This window comes from Planococcus salinarum, from assembly GCF_007004625.1.
GTDB classification, from domain to species: domain Bacteria; phylum Bacillota; class Bacilli; order Bacillales_A; family Planococcaceae; genus Planococcus; species Planococcus salinarum.
In genome coordinates, this window is sequence record NZ_VIFV01000007.1 from 76,924 (window position 1) to 90,759 (window position 13,836).

Genomic DNA, 13,836 nt, shown 5'->3' on the forward strand with positions numbered 1-13,836 from the left:
GGCTTGCAGAAAGTTTTTTTATGTAGTAAGATTTTCAAAGTGAACAACTGCACCACCCATACTCTCTGTATAACCTTAAGAATACGGCTTAAGGGTCTCTACCAGGAACCGCAAAATCCTGATTACAGAAAACGATCTTTTCGTTTTCTGTAATCAGGATTTTTTTTATTTTCTGACTTATTTTTTATTCGAAAGGAAGCGCATTTACTATGAATTTGAAAGTGTACATTTTAGCTTTATCGACGGTCGCAGTCGGACTCGTGGAACTGATTGTCGGAGGGATCCTGCCGACCATCGCCGCCGAATTCAATGTGTCGTTGAGTTCCGCCGGCCAATTGATTACTTTATTCGCGTTAATCTATGCAATCGCCGGTCCGGTACTGTTGGTGGCCACCAGCCGCTTCGAGCGTAAGAAAGTTTATCTGATTTCCCTGTTCATCTTTTTCCTCGGCAATGTCATGACGTATTTCAGTCCGGATTTCACCTGGATGGTGATTGCGCGAATCATCACAGCTGCAAGCACGGCGCTGATTGTGGTGCTGTCGCTGACCATCGCTGCGAAAATTGTTGAGCCGGCTTACCGGGCAAAAGCGATCGGCCTCATTTTCATGGGCGTCTCTTCATCGCTCGTTCTCGGCGTTCCGCTCGGCATTCTCATTTCGGATGCATTCGGCTGGCGCGTCATTTTCCTTGGCATCGCCGCCTTGTCGCTCGGCTCGATGGCGCTCATCGCGCTGTTCATCCAGCCGATTCCGGGCAGCACCGCCATTCCGCTGAAACAGCAGCTTAAAGCCGTGGCCAGCGCGAAAATCGGCACCGCTCACCTGGCAACGATGTTCATGCTGGCGGGCCACTATACAGTCTACGCCTACTTCACGCCGTTTCTAGAGACGACAATGAACTTGAACCCGTTCTGGGTCAGCGTCTCTTATCTTGTATTCGGCCTGGCAGCAGTAAGCGGCGGCGCAATCGGCGGCACCATGTCCGATTCGATCGGCTCGAAGAAAAGCATCCTGATCGTGATTTCCGCGTTTGCGGTCTCGCTGTTCCTTCTGCCGTTCACTACATTTTCACTCGTGATCTTCATGCCGGTGATGGTCGTTTGGGCAGCGCTCAGCTGGGCGCTCGCCCCGCCGCAGCAAAGCTATCTGATCGAAACCGATCCCACCACTTCCGACATCCAGCAGAGTTTCAATAACTCCGCGCTGCAGGTCGGCATTGCGCTGGGTTCTGCGATCGGCGGCTTCACGCTCGCCCAAACCGGCGAGGTAACCAGCACGGCCTGGGTCGGCGCTGTGATTGTATTGGGCGCGCTCGGCTTTGCCGTCTTTTCGTTGACACGGCCGGCGGTTAAAAGAAATGAAAAGGAAATTGAAAGCATGTAAATTAAAAAGAGGGCCGCGAAAAATTTCGCGGCCTTCTTTTTTGTGTTTTGAACTTACTAAAAGGCTTTTCGCCTGCGAAAAGCTTCCTTCTTTGGGTTGGTGGTGAGAGGTGGATGGTGGGTTTTGGGTTTATCGTCGGTTTTTGATGGTTTATCGTCGGTTTTTTGGGGTTTATCGTCGATTTTTTGTCGTTTATCGTCGATTTCCAACGGTTTATCGTCGATTCTTCCAATTTACCAAAAAACAGCCATCACCTGATCAGCGCTTTTTCACTCTATAGACACGCGTCTTCCGTTCTCCCGTCACCTCGAGGTCGTACTTTGCCAATATACGCCACACTGCTGCCGGTCCATCCACTCCACTAAACGCCCGAAACTTTCTATTCGTCAATTCCCTGTCAATCAATGAAAAATATTCCTGCACCGCCAAATGGTCGGCAGCGGCATCTTTGTGGCCGCAAGCCTCGCAAATCCAGGATTTCTTTATGCGCTGCATGCGGTGGGTCTCGCATTTATTGCAATAGACTCCGGTTTTTAAATCACGAAGGTCAATTCTGTAAAACTCAATCAGGGGGGATTTTTTAAAGGGGACCTGGTTGGCCGCAATCAGTTTCTCAATGTCCGCGAGCGGATGAGAAACAGCGGTTAGGGGACTGTCCCGAAGAATTCGGTGAAGATATTCGTTCATCTGGTATGTTTTGCAGCTCAATGCGCCGGCAGGCTTGGCGCGGAACACGCATGAGTTCGCGGTAAAGACGAGCAACCCGGCAACGGGCAAATTGATGCGGTGCAGCGCAAACCATTTTTCTATGAAACGGATGTGCTTGTTCAGCTGAAACACCGGATTGTCCAGATTCTGCATTTCGCCGCCTGGCACGGCTTTCTTATAGTACTCCTCGTTCACCGCGTCATAGTGGATTTCACCGCTGACATATTTGGAATCCAGCACAATGGCGCAGCGCTCGGTCAGCAGCAGCCCATCAATCTGCACCGCCCATTCGTTCAATTTCATCTCCAGATTCCACACCGGCACATAATTCTCTTCGAAAGAGAATTCCTTAAACTTTCGGACCATCTTCCCTTCGCCGCGTATTCCGGCAGTCACCCGGTGCAACTGATTTTCAAGGTATTCTCGCTGGCGATGGTTGTAAGGAATCCGTTTCAATAAACACTCAAGCGCTAACGTTTTAGGCAATAAATCCAGCTCTGTTCTTATGCCTTGCACCCCCTTCAAAATGTAAAATTCAAACCTTTTGCTCAATGTGAATGGAGTAATTTCACGCTTTAATAGTAACATATTCCCAGTAAGTGCCTTATAAATTTTTCATCCAACAGAACTACTGTAAATTTTGTTAAGAGTTGGTGAAGACTTCCGCCAAAGGGGTCACGGAGAGACTAAAATCGGTTACCCTGTACGTGAAGGCAAACCAATTCGGAGGAGGAAAATCATTTGAAAATTTCCGCTCAGAACATTTCACTTTCGGCACTCACTTTTGGACTGGTATTCATGACAGGTTTTGAACCCAAACTATTTCCCCAGGAGACCGCGGCCGTCGATAAGAAATATGCGCCGGGGCAGGAAGTGATTGAACGGCTCGGTCCGGACCACGCCCAGGTGTTGGCAGAATTGGACCAGCTCGAACAGCATGTCGCCAGCAAAGGTTCTTTGTCGCTTGACGAATATCTTGAGGTTCAGGGCCAATTGGACAAACTGTTGCAGCGTGTAAATGACACAGCGGTAGCGAGCGGAGACGCGGATGTCGAATTGTTGGGTGAAATTTTGGAGCTGCAGGAAGTGGTTATCGGGATAGATGTTCGCTGACTGTAACAGCTAGTAATAGATAGACAGACGGTGCGATGCTGCGGCATTGCTTTTTTTATTGACAATGAAATTCCACTTCAACCCGACCACAAAAAATAGCAGGACCAACCACTGCCCTGGTCGCCCTGCTAAACTCCGTATGATTATTATAAGCGTTGGAACTTGCATAACGCTCCTTTGCATCTGCTGAATAAATTCCTTCCTAAGCCCCCGGCTTCATCTCCTGCCGGTTCACCCACTCACGCACCATTTCCACATAGGCTTCAGGTTCTTCGATCCCCGGCATGTGGGAACTCTCTTCGAATACATGGAATTCCGCATCCGGCGCGAGGCTCGCGTAATATTCCGTCGCCTCCGGTGTGGCTTCGTCGAAACGTCCGCAGGAGAACAGCGCCGGAATGTCAATTTCCGGCAAACGCCCGGTCACATCGAAGTCTTTTAATGTGCCGGTGACGGTGAATTCGGATGCGCCCCACATGTAGTTGTAAACCTGCTGGTTCATTTGCTTCATGTCTTCCACCAGCTCTTCCGGCCATGGATCGACGCGGCACATATGGCGTTTGTAATAGGCCATCATCGCCTCCTGGTACTCTTCGGAATCGGTCGTTCCTTCCCGTTCACTCCGTTCAATCGTCTCCTGGATGTCCTGCGGGAATTGCTTCAGATACTTGCGCTGGTCCTGCTCCCAGCGCTGCGCATCCAAAGCCGGCCCTGAAAAAATGACGCTGCGGACGCCGCCTGGTTTCTTGAGCAAGTACGACGCTGCGAGCACCGTTCCCCAGGAATGGCCCAGAATATGGACTTCCTTCAGGTCCAGCGCATCGATGACTTGCTCCAACTCTTCAACAAATCGCTCGACCGTCCAAAGCGACGTATCTGTCGGACGATCCGACTTGCCGCTCCCCAGCTGGTCATACTGAATTACCGGACGGTCCGTTCCGAGTTGCCGCAGCGGATCGCTTTCGCTGCTTTTCGATCCGGGCCCTCCGTGCAATATGAGCAGCGGGATGCCGGGACCTTTTCCGGTGATCCGGTACCAGACATTGCCGCCTGTCACTTCGATATGCCCTACTTTTACATCTTCCATTTATCTCCAACTCCTTTTCTTTATACCTGTTCCATACCCTTTCTGTACCTGTATTAAAATCCCTTTTTTTCAAGAAAACCGTCCGGGCTTGGATGGATTCACTCGGCTGCCAATCCATCTCCCCTATAATCCGTTTCACCTGCTGTATAAAATATTTTACCTCACGTATAGAACCGTTTACCTCACGTATAAAAATTTTTAGCTCACATACAGCATGATTTCCCTCACCGTTCCAAATTGCCAGCTGACACCCGCATTTATTCCTTCCCCTTTTCCAGCCTTTCCAATTGTGAATACGAGCACCCACCTACTATAATGGAATAAGTCAGAATATTTAAAATGAAGAGGAGGATAAATGTGAATAAAACAGCGGTTGAGACATTGTTCGTGAATCATTTCGTAGACGGTATTTTGGATCCTGAAAAAGAAATGCTGGGGCCGGTGAAGGACGGCGGCACGATTATCGCCAATTCGGCTCCGGGATGCTGGGGACCGATGATCACGCCCAGCATCATCGGCGGCCATGAAGTGACGAAGCCGGTGTATGTGGAAGGGGCGGAACCGGGAGACGCCATTGCCATCCGGATCGAGTCCATTACGGTGACGTCGCACGCCACCGCCTCCGGCAACGATAAAATGATTGAAGACCGTGCAGACGGCGACGGGTACGTGGCAGCGAAATGCCCCGAATGCGGAACCAAGCATCCGGAAACCGTCATCAAAGGCATTGGCATGGAAGCGATTCGCTGTGCGAACTGCGGAGCCGACGCCACGCCCTTCGTCTTCACGAATGGCTACACCATTTTCTTCGGCGAAAAAGGCGATGTCGGCCTGACCCTGCCGAAAGAAGCAGCTGAAACCATTGCCGAAGCCGGGCGGTTTTATATGAAAACACCCGAAGCGTCCGTACAGAATCCGGTGGTGACGTTTGCGCCGCACGATTTGGTCGGCACGATGGCGCGCATGCGGCCTTTCCTTGGCCAATTGGGGACGACGCCGTCACGCGCCACCCCCGATTCCCACAATGCCGGCGATTTCGGCTCGTTCCTGGTCGGCGCACCGCATGATTACGCGGCCACGCAGGAAGAACTGGAGACGCACCGGACCGATGGCCATTTGGATGTCAACCGGGTGCGTGCCGGTGCTGTGCTGATTTGTCCGGTGAAAGTTGCCGGCGGCGGCGTCTACCTCGGCGATATGCACGCCATGCAGGGCGACGGCGAAATTGCCGGCCACACGACTGACGTTTCGGGCATCACACACCTCCAGGTCCATGTGCTGAAAGGGATGAACATCAAAGGCCCGATCCTGCTGCCGAACGTGGACGACCTGCCTTATACGGCAAAACCGTTCACAGCGGAAGAAAAGCAATCCGCCCAACACATTGCGGACAACTGGAACGTCAATAAAATCGAGGAATCCTATCCGGTGTCCTTTATCGGCTCCGGTCCGAATCTGAATGACGCAACAGAAAACGGCTTGAAACGCGCTGCTGACTTTTTCGGTGTCACCGTTCCGGAAATCATGAACCGCTCGACAATCACCGGCGCGATCGAAATCGGCCGCCACCCGGGCATCGTCACCGTGACGTTCCTGGCACCCGAACAGTATTTGCGAAAAACCGATTTGTTCGAACTGGTAAAAACCCAATACGGTTAATGAAAAGAACCGCGCTTCCCGAAACGGAAGCGCGGTTTGTGTTTGGTTGATTTCATTTTCCTGTAAGTTCCCGCATGTGCCGATCCCCTTCACCACCCGGCTGCATGAATTCCCCTTCTCCTGATTAACCCTCCTCGTTTTCGGGAATCGACTAAAGAACGCATTTTTGGAATGCAGCATATAATCAGAGGAGGAAAATCGAATGAGCAAAACAGCAATTATCACAGGCGGCGGCAGCGGACTGGGACAATCAGCGGCACTGCGCCTCGCGGACGAAGGCATCAACATCTCGGTGGTCGATATCAGTGAAGAAAGCGGCAACGAAACGGTCGACAAACTGAAGGAAAAAGGCGTCGATGCCATCTTCATCAAAGCCGATGTCTCCAAAGCGGATGAAGTGAAAAACTACGTCGATAAAACGCTTGAGCATTTCGGCACGATTGACTATTTCTTCAACAATGCCGGCATTTCCGGCAGCGGCAAAAATTTCCTCGAAACGGATATCAAGGAAATCGACCAGATTGTCGGCATCAACCTGCTCGGCGCGCTTTATGGTTTGCGCTATGTGGCAGAAGCGATGCTGAAAAACGGCGGCGGTTCCATCGTCAATACCGCTTCCAGCGCCGGAGTTATCGGCCAGGCATCCGTCGTCACGTACGGTGCCACAAAACACGGCATCGTCGGCATGACGAAGAGCCTGGTTGCTGAATACGCAAAAGACGGCCTCCGGGTCAACGCCATTGCACCGGGACCTACGGAAACGCCGATGGTCAAAAAATTCTTCGACGACAATCCGGACATGAAAGCGAGCGCCGAAGCGGGCATTCCGCAGAAACGCCTCGGCACGCCGGAAGAAGTCGCAGAGCTCGTCGCATTCCTGCTGACGTCAAACGCCCAGTACATCAACGGCGACACCATCCGCATTGATGGCGGCTTTACGAATACGAAATAAGCAAAAGCCATGCCCGGAAAGGTTCCGGACATGGCTTTTCTACCGCTTATTTGTCTCATTCGAGCAAACAGAAAAATTTCGCTGCGGGGACACTGCTCCTGGAATTTTGATCATGTAAAAGTCATATCCGCGGACCATCTTCTATCATTCATATCCCCGAGCTCTTTTCATCAGGTTTCTTCACCAGCCGGAGGCCAGTCTCCCGTAATTTTCCGTGCAAAGACCACTTGCCCTGCATGATACGTATTGTGCAGTACGATTGTCTGCAGATAGTCGGTGCGGGTATCTTCCCGGCCGGCAACCACTTGTTCCGATAAGTCTTTCCCCGCTTCCTGTTCGGCTTCCTGCAAACCTTTCAGAAAATACGCAATAGCCGAATCCCATTGGTCTTCGCTTTCCGGCACCCGGGAAGCCGGCCAGGATTGTTCATCGGGATTCTGGCTTTTCGGCGTTTCACCTTTTAAAAGATCCAACATGAAATCCTGCCAATAATTCATATGGAACAACAACTCCCAAACCGTATGCGGGAAGTCCCCGGATTTGTTCCCTGCCTGTTCCCAGTCCATTCCATCAAAAACCGTCGCTGTATCGACGTTTACTCCTTCTCCATGGAGACCCTTTTTAAAAAATTGCTGATTCATGATATTCCTCCTCGAGTTTTTTCGCCTGTTTTATTCGAACGGCCCCTCCAACGCAATCTTCCCGATCGTCTTGCCTGTCGTTACATCGCCTCTCCTTCGTTTTCTTCCTTGTCCACTGTAATGTGATTTTCATTTTACACATCGCGTCAGAAGCATACAAAATATTGAACTGCTCCCAGAGGGGAAAGGGCAACTGATTGGAGATAATTTTATGCATCATTGCCAACAAGATAAAGGCGCTTTTTATCGCGGCACAAAAGCAGACTAATGCGCGCGGAAGTCGACATCCGGCCTCCCTGTTCTGCTAAAGCATATTTTATTCCAGTGGGATCTCCATTCTTCTGCTCTTCGTGGTCATACCAAGGGATTTGTAAAATTCAATGGCGGCCGCATTCTCCTCGGATACTCCCAGTTCAATGCTGTTCACTTGGAGGCGACGGCCCAAATCAAAAACATGGTGCATCAGTTGGACGCCGATCCCTTTCTTCCTGTGTGCTTCTGCAACGCATAAACTGTTTATAACCAACACTTTCCTTGCGTTCACAAACGAATTTTCCGTTATCGCTTCTTGCTGCGTCACGACAAAACCGACCAGCTCATCCCCTTCGGCAGCCACAAATACATGCTGCTTCTCATCAGCCAGCTGGCTTTCAAAAAAACCGCGTTCCACTGGCGCGGTATTCTCTTTGTACAAATCGGGCCTTACCGAGACATGAAATTCATGAACCTGCCGGAATAAAGGCAGCAATAAATCATAGTCGTTTTGTGCGGCACTTCGAATAACTATCTCCATAATTTCTTACCCCTCACAAATGATTTCATTCATATAGTACCTTATTCACCACCGTTGCCGCAAAGCCGTTCTGATCGAACTGGTTTGGTCGGTCGGCGTTCGTACATTCCATCACCTTACCCTATACATTTTAACATATATATCCAATCAAACTGTATGCTCTTATGTAAAAATCCTCCGGCACTGGCCGGGTGCCATCGTGTCCATTAACTCCCAAGTAAAATAATCTGAATTTTTCGTTAATTAATTGATATTCGAATAATAATCCGTTATAATAGGGTGCGGAAACAGGAATCAGTAATATTTATTTCAGCTATACTGGTTCTGATTGTTCAGATGCGGCCGTTTGCTGCGCTTGAAAAAATTGATGATTGTCCTGCTGAATGTCGTCGGCTGGAGAAAAAAACCAGAGAAAGCTTATTCGACAGTCACCCTCCCGCCCCCGGAACACGAGCTATGCGTTCACCCATTAAGGAGGAACAGAGTATGTGGAACATCAAGAAAAGCATTTTCATCGACCGGCCGATTGACGAGGTTTATCGTTACGCCATCGACCCGACTCGCTGGTTCCAGTGGTATGTCGGCCTTTCCGAGCCCGAGAATTTAGTCGGCACCGGCGAAAGCGGCACAACGCTGGACATGAAATACACGATGCTGGGCATGCATCTGCCGATTACCGTCAAAGTGGTCGAAACAGGGCAGGATGGGAAGAATTATTTCTGGAACGGCACCATTAAAGGTGCGATAAGCTCCGATCAGCGCTGGACATATGTTCCGGAAGGAAAAGGTGTGGATGTCACAATCGACATGAACTATGAAATGCCCGGCAAGCTGCTGGGGAAAGTGGCAAATAACCTCATCGTGAAAAAACTGATGGACAATTCGATGGATCAAACCTTGAACAACCTGAAGGCCGTGTGTGAAACATCCGAAAACTACAGCATGAATTGAGTTGAACACCCAGCCAATTGAAACCGGCCGATGAACGCACAATCATCAATTTAAAACAGCCGCTCTGAAGGATCTCCTCCTGCAGAGCGGCTGTTTTTTATTTCATCTCCTCCAGGATACTTACACTGGTTCAATCCTTGCGCTTCCGGTGGACGCATTCCACGGGAGCGGCGTCAGGCCCGCTCTGTTCCCGCAGCACATTCTAAAAATCCGCCAAATTTTTGACTCGCCTTTCGCGGAAAGCGTAAAGTAAAAGAAACAGACATGAAGGAGGAGTTTGAAAATGGACGAAATTCCCTTAATCGTTACAACCAGCTGGCTGGCTGAGCACTTGGATGATCTGAAACTGAGGATTGTGGATGCGACGGTATTCATGAAATTCCCGGAAGGCGGCGGACCGCCGAATGTGGAATCCGGCAAAACCTCATATGAACAGGGACATATCCCAGGCGCCGTATACGCCGATCTGGCCGGAGAATTATCGGATCCGGATTCCCCCCTGCCTTTCACTGTTCCGCCCCGCGGATTGTTTATCGAAAAACTGACTGAGCTTGGAATCGGCGATGACACATACACCGTCGTTTACGATCAGAACGCACTGGTCGGCGAAACCGTTGCAGCTTCTTACTGGGCGTCACGCCTCGCCTGGCAAATGCGCTATGAAGGATTCGGCAGGATTGCCATTTTGGAAGGCGGCCTGCAGAAATGGCAGGCGGAAGGCCGCGAATTATCAAAAGCGAAAGTTATTCCTCCGAAAGCCGCTTTTACCGGGAAGCAGCGCCCTGAAATGCTGGCGACCAAAGAAGACGTCCAAAAAGCGATCGAAGACGAACAGACCGTTCTCATCGACAGCCTGTCACCGGAAGAATTCCATGGAAACCAGTCAGCCGATCCGCGTACCGGACATATCCCAAGCAGCCGGAACGTCTTTTTCGCCATCCACGCGGACGAACAGACAAAAGAACTCTATGATGACGGCAAATTGCGTGCTTCTTTTGAACAGATCGGTGCACTCGATCCGGACAAGAAAGTCATCACCTATTGCGGGGGCGGCATTGCCGCAACGTGGACCGCACTGCTGCTGAACAAGCTCGGACAACCAAATGTCGCTGTTTACGATGGCTCGATGAACGAATGGGCAAGCGATCCTTCCTGTCCGGTGGTCAAAAGTGAAAACAGCTAGTATTCAATGAACAAAAAGGGCCGGCTGAAATTCATCCGCATGAATTTCAGCCGGCCTTTTGGCATCAATCGTTTTCACTGATATCTTTCAGGTTCTGCAATGTTTGTTCCATGGAATTGGACATCAGCTTTTTGAAATAAAGTGTATTGGCCAATTTCCCCAGAATGCTGCCCGGCAGTTCATAATCCATTTCAACTTGGATTTCCGTGCCTTCTTCTTTCGGCAGATAGCGCCAGGTTTGTTCGGCATCAATAGCGCCTGTGATCAGGCAGCGCCATACGTATCCGTCATCCACCGGCGCATTTTCCAGCACAAGCAAGTGCAGCGACAGGTACCTTCCGAAAAAGGCATACTTGAGATCCATGCTTGTGCCTTTCTTTCCTTTTCCGAGCAGGTTCTCCGCTTCGGATAAACCAGCGTACCATTGGTACCAGAGCTTCGGATTCGTTGCGAATCGGTGGACTTCCTCCACCCTGCGGTCGATGAAAACTGTTTTCTTCAAATTCCACATTTCAGCATCCTCCTCTCGGCTTGAATTTTCTGCATCATTTCAAGGGGACCTTTTAAAAAAGTACCCGGTTGATTCCAATGGTTGCTGTCCGAAAAAAAGGTTGAAATTCCAAACTCTATTCGCCTAATCCACTTTCATCTTTCATTAATATAACAGGTTTCGGTTAAATAATCTGACTTTTCTGATATCTTTAAAATTTTGTGGTAACATCAGTAGCATAGAAAGAGGATTGATGAGGCGCATCACTTCTGCTCCTTCTTATGGAATTCTCCACTCTTGTCTTTGTGCCTCAGTTTCACAATGGCAATGGCGGTGATCGAGCCGCCGATCAATCCCATGATCATGTCGATCATCGTATCGTCCGGATCGCGCCCCTGTGCGGTGAAACTGAATAATTTATCGCCCGCAAACTCCAGCAGTTCCCAGACAGCCGCTGCCGCCAGGGAAAAGCAGATCATGTACAGTGCGATAAAGGCGTCCGGAAGATGTGGCGCTCCCCCGTTGCGCAACAGACGTCGCAGGATGATCCAGCTGGCGTAGCCGATCCAGATGCCCGAAAAAATATGGAGAAAATCATCAAAGTGATCAATCCGGTAGCCCCCGCCGAATGTTCCGACGACTACTGAGAAAAAGACAAAAACATAGACGATGCCTGCGAAAATGGATGGCAGCGGATAATGTAAATGCCTTTGCACAAGCGCGATGGCCGCCATGACCGCAACAGTCAGAAAACCCATGAACACTTTCGTTCCGTTGTCCTGGCTGTACATGTAAATGATACCTGCCAGCAAAGAAGCCTGGACGGACCAATAGACAATCCGCTCCACTGCGACCGCCCGCCTGTTCTGCATGGATTTCATGAGCATCACCCTTCCGGCCTGCCTGTTATTCACTTGCCCTTGTTGTATGTATTCAACAAATATCGAAAATCCCCTGTCGCCTTGTGCGCAATGCTGCGAATGTTTTAGTGAAGAAAGGAGAATCCAGTTATGAAAACGTTTGTGAGGGTGTTAATCATCTTAACCGCCCTGACCGTCATCGGTGTTATCGCTATTTTTTACGCCATCTACAGTTCGGATCCGGAGCAGCAGGACGTATTGGAGGAAAAAACTTTTGACGCGGAGGTCCGCGAGATGGAAATCCGGGTGGATAATTCCCGGGTGGATTTTCTGCCAAGCGAGGATGAAAATTCCCGCGTTGTGCTTTCAGGAAATAACGATGATTACACGCTGGAGACTAATGTATCAGGAGGACGGCTGATTGTGGAAGTGGAAGAACGGTCCCCATTTTTCAATTTCGGCCTTAACCGCTCTTCCACACTGCAAGTCTTTGTCCCGGCAGACGGAGTGTCGTCGCTCACTGCAGACAGCACGAATGGCGCCATTCAGGCGAACGGCATCAGTGCCGATGACGTGATGCTCGAAGCGAATAATGGCCGCATCGAACTGGAAGCGGTCGACAGCGAAACGCTCAGTGTCGAAACTGCCAATGGCCGCATTGAGCTGACCGATATGGAAGCCGACATTGCAGTCCGCGCTTCCAACGGCCGGATCATATTTACGGATGTATCGGGGGATTTGCAGGCGAAGGCCAACAACGGACAGATCGAGTTGATTGTGGACACGCTCGATTTCCCTGTCGATTTTGAAACGAACAATGGACATATTGAAATCCAAACCGAAAACGAACCAACGAACGCCCGCATCGAGTCACGCGTCGATTTGGGGAGCATTGATGTATATGGACAAGATTCCGAACAGGTCAGTTTCGGCAACGGCGAAGTGCTGATCAATCTCGTTTCGAATAACGGCCGCATAGAGGTGGACTGAGAGGGGTGGACTTCAGTGGGGTTGAAAATCAAAAGAATGCAATTGCCCGATAGCCGGACGTTTTCATATATTGAAGCAGGTGATGCGCCCGGCATCCCGCTCATATTGCTGCACGGCCTCGGCGACACCTGTCGGACGTTCGAACTTTTGTTGCCGCATTTTCCCGACCGGATCCGCGCTACCGCTTATACCCAGCGGGGCCACGACGGCATCGATGCTCCTGAAGCTTCATACAGGACCCAGGACTTCGAAGCGGATTTGCTCCTGTTTATGGAGGCTGCGGCCATCCCGAAAGCCTTCATCCTGGGCGCTTCGAGCGGCGGTTTTGCCGCCAGAAGTTTCGCGGCACACCACCCGGAGCGTGTTCTGGGGCTCATCCTGATGGGTGCCCCTTCCGCGCTCGGCGACAAACCGGACATCGTGAAAACGCAAAAATCCACTTTATCCCGCTTAACCGATCCGGTCAGCCCGGCGTTCATCAAAAATTTCACCGAAAACCTTTTCACCAAACCTGTGCCTCCAGATTTCCTGGAGAGGATGTTCAGCGAATCGCAAAAAGTGCCGGCCCGTGTCTGGAGAGAAACCAGCGAAGCGGTGGTGAAAGAGAAATTCCCAGGCCCTCTCATCAATGTAAAAGCTTCCTCGCTTATTGTGTGCGGCGGTCGGGACACCATTGCCTCACCCGAAGATCAGGAAAAGCTGGCCGGCGCCATCACAGATGCCCGCCTCACCATTTTTCCGCAACTTGGCCATATGCTGTACTGGGAAGACGCCAAAAATGTCGCAAAAGAAATCACCTCTTTTATCGACGAGGTCAGGATGGGGCCGGATTCAGCAAAATTCGAATACGAATAAAATCGAAACTAAGCACCGTCCCTGCTTCGGAATGGCGGTTCGTTTTTGTATTTGAGCGTGTCGCTTTTGCATCCAGTGTTCTCAGCCATTTCCATCTTTCCCTTATAGGCTCCCATTTGAATTCGCCAATCAAAAGGCAGGCAAGAGACCGTTTGATAACGGCTCTTGC

14 protein-coding genes and 1 riboswitch are annotated in these 13,836 nt (G+C 50.5%); of the genes, 8 read left to right on the top strand and 6 right to left on the bottom strand.

Features of this window, described 5'->3' with window-relative positions:
- Window positions 1-45: 45 nt before the first annotated feature.
- Window positions 46-145: riboswitch (purine riboswitch) on the top strand.
- A gap of 64 nt (window positions 146-209) precedes the next feature.
- Window positions 210-1,385 carry an MFS transporter gene (locus DIJ65_RS06065; protein ID WP_071152471.1) on the top strand — a complete coding sequence of 392 codons (1,176 nt, stop codon included), beginning with the start codon at window positions 210-212 and terminating at the stop codon, window positions 1,383-1,385.
- Window positions 1,386-1,643: 258 nt separating this feature from the next.
- On the opposite strand, the gene DIJ65_RS06070 is transcribed toward DIJ65_RS06065, so the two are convergent.
- Complete coding sequence (locus DIJ65_RS06070) at window positions 1,644-2,579, bottom strand: nuclease-related domain-containing protein (RefSeq protein ID WP_185959499.1); 936 nt, start codon at window positions 2,577-2,579, stop codon at window positions 1,644-1,646.
- A gap of 255 nt (window positions 2,580-2,834) precedes the next feature.
- Here DIJ65_RS06070 and DIJ65_RS06075 point away from each other — a divergent pair, with 255 nt between their 5' ends.
- A complete protein-coding gene (locus tag DIJ65_RS06075; protein ID WP_117299970.1) occupies window positions 2,835-3,206 on the top strand; it encodes a hypothetical protein in 372 nt (123 codons plus the stop codon).
- Window positions 3,207-3,408: 202 nt separating this feature from the next.
- On the opposite strand, the gene DIJ65_RS06080 is transcribed toward DIJ65_RS06075, so the two are convergent.
- Window positions 3,409-4,293, bottom strand: a complete 885-nt coding sequence (locus DIJ65_RS06080; RefSeq protein ID WP_117299968.1) for a proline iminopeptidase-family hydrolase — start codon at window positions 4,291-4,293, stop codon at window positions 3,409-3,411.
- Between the two features lie 339 nt (window positions 4,294-4,632).
- On the opposite strand from DIJ65_RS06080, the gene DIJ65_RS06085 reads away from it, so the two are divergent.
- The gene (locus DIJ65_RS06085; RefSeq protein ID WP_117299966.1) at window positions 4,633-5,952 is read left to right on the top strand and encodes an acetamidase/formamidase family protein; all 1,320 of its coding nucleotides are present in this window, start codon (window positions 4,633-4,635) and stop codon (window positions 5,950-5,952) included.
- Window positions 5,953-6,154: 202 nt separating this feature from the next.
- The gene (locus DIJ65_RS06090; protein ID WP_117299964.1) at window positions 6,155-6,904 is read left to right on the top strand and encodes an SDR family NAD(P)-dependent oxidoreductase; all 750 of its coding nucleotides are present in this window, start codon (window positions 6,155-6,157) and stop codon (window positions 6,902-6,904) included.
- Window positions 6,905-7,074: 170 nt separating this feature from the next.
- Here DIJ65_RS06090 and DIJ65_RS06095 read toward each other — a convergent pair whose 3' ends face one another.
- Together DIJ65_RS06095 and DIJ65_RS06100 are read right to left on the bottom strand one after the other, a co-directional pair.
- Window positions 7,075-7,545, bottom strand: a complete 471-nt coding sequence (locus tag DIJ65_RS06095) for a DinB family protein (protein ID WP_117299962.1) — start codon at window positions 7,543-7,545, stop codon at window positions 7,075-7,077.
- A 316-nt stretch (window positions 7,546-7,861) separates the two neighbouring features.
- Entirely contained in the window at window positions 7,862-8,338 is a 477-nt protein-coding gene (locus DIJ65_RS06100; RefSeq protein ID WP_071151929.1) for a GNAT family N-acetyltransferase, read from the bottom strand.
- Between the two features lie 486 nt (window positions 8,339-8,824).
- Here DIJ65_RS06100 and DIJ65_RS06105 point away from each other — a divergent pair, with 486 nt between their 5' ends.
- Together DIJ65_RS06105 and DIJ65_RS06110 are read left to right on the top strand one after the other, a co-directional pair.
- Window positions 8,825-9,289 carry an SRPBCC family protein gene (locus DIJ65_RS06105; protein WP_071151928.1) on the top strand — a complete coding sequence of 155 codons (465 nt, stop codon included), beginning with the start codon at window positions 8,825-8,827 and terminating at the stop codon, window positions 9,287-9,289.
- Window positions 9,290-9,572: 283 nt separating this feature from the next.
- Window positions 9,573-10,472, top strand: coding sequence for a sulfurtransferase (locus tag DIJ65_RS06110; protein WP_071151927.1), 900 nt, complete (start codon window positions 9,573-9,575; stop codon window positions 10,470-10,472).
- A 64-nt stretch (window positions 10,473-10,536) separates the two neighbouring features.
- Here DIJ65_RS06110 and DIJ65_RS06115 read toward each other — a convergent pair whose 3' ends face one another.
- Window positions 10,537-10,983 (bottom strand): SRPBCC family protein, encoded by a 447-nt coding sequence (locus DIJ65_RS06115; protein WP_071151926.1) that lies wholly within the window; start codon window positions 10,981-10,983, stop codon window positions 10,537-10,539.
- Between the two features lie 242 nt (window positions 10,984-11,225).
- Window positions 11,226-11,843: a DUF2238 domain-containing protein gene (locus DIJ65_RS06120; RefSeq protein WP_117299961.1), complete on the bottom strand. Its 618-nt coding sequence runs from the start codon at window positions 11,841-11,843 to the stop codon at window positions 11,226-11,228.
- Between the two features lie 129 nt (window positions 11,844-11,972).
- Here DIJ65_RS06120 and DIJ65_RS06125 point away from each other — a divergent pair, with 129 nt between their 5' ends.
- Together DIJ65_RS06125 and DIJ65_RS06130 are read left to right on the top strand one after the other, a co-directional pair.
- Entirely contained in the window at window positions 11,973-12,812 is an 840-nt protein-coding gene (locus DIJ65_RS06125) for a DUF4097 family beta strand repeat-containing protein (RefSeq protein ID WP_071151923.1), read from the top strand.
- A gap of 15 nt (window positions 12,813-12,827) precedes the next feature.
- A complete protein-coding gene (locus DIJ65_RS06130) occupies window positions 12,828-13,667 on the top strand; it encodes an alpha/beta fold hydrolase (RefSeq protein ID WP_071151922.1) in 840 nt (279 codons plus the stop codon).
- Window positions 13,668-13,836: the final 169 nt, after the last annotated feature.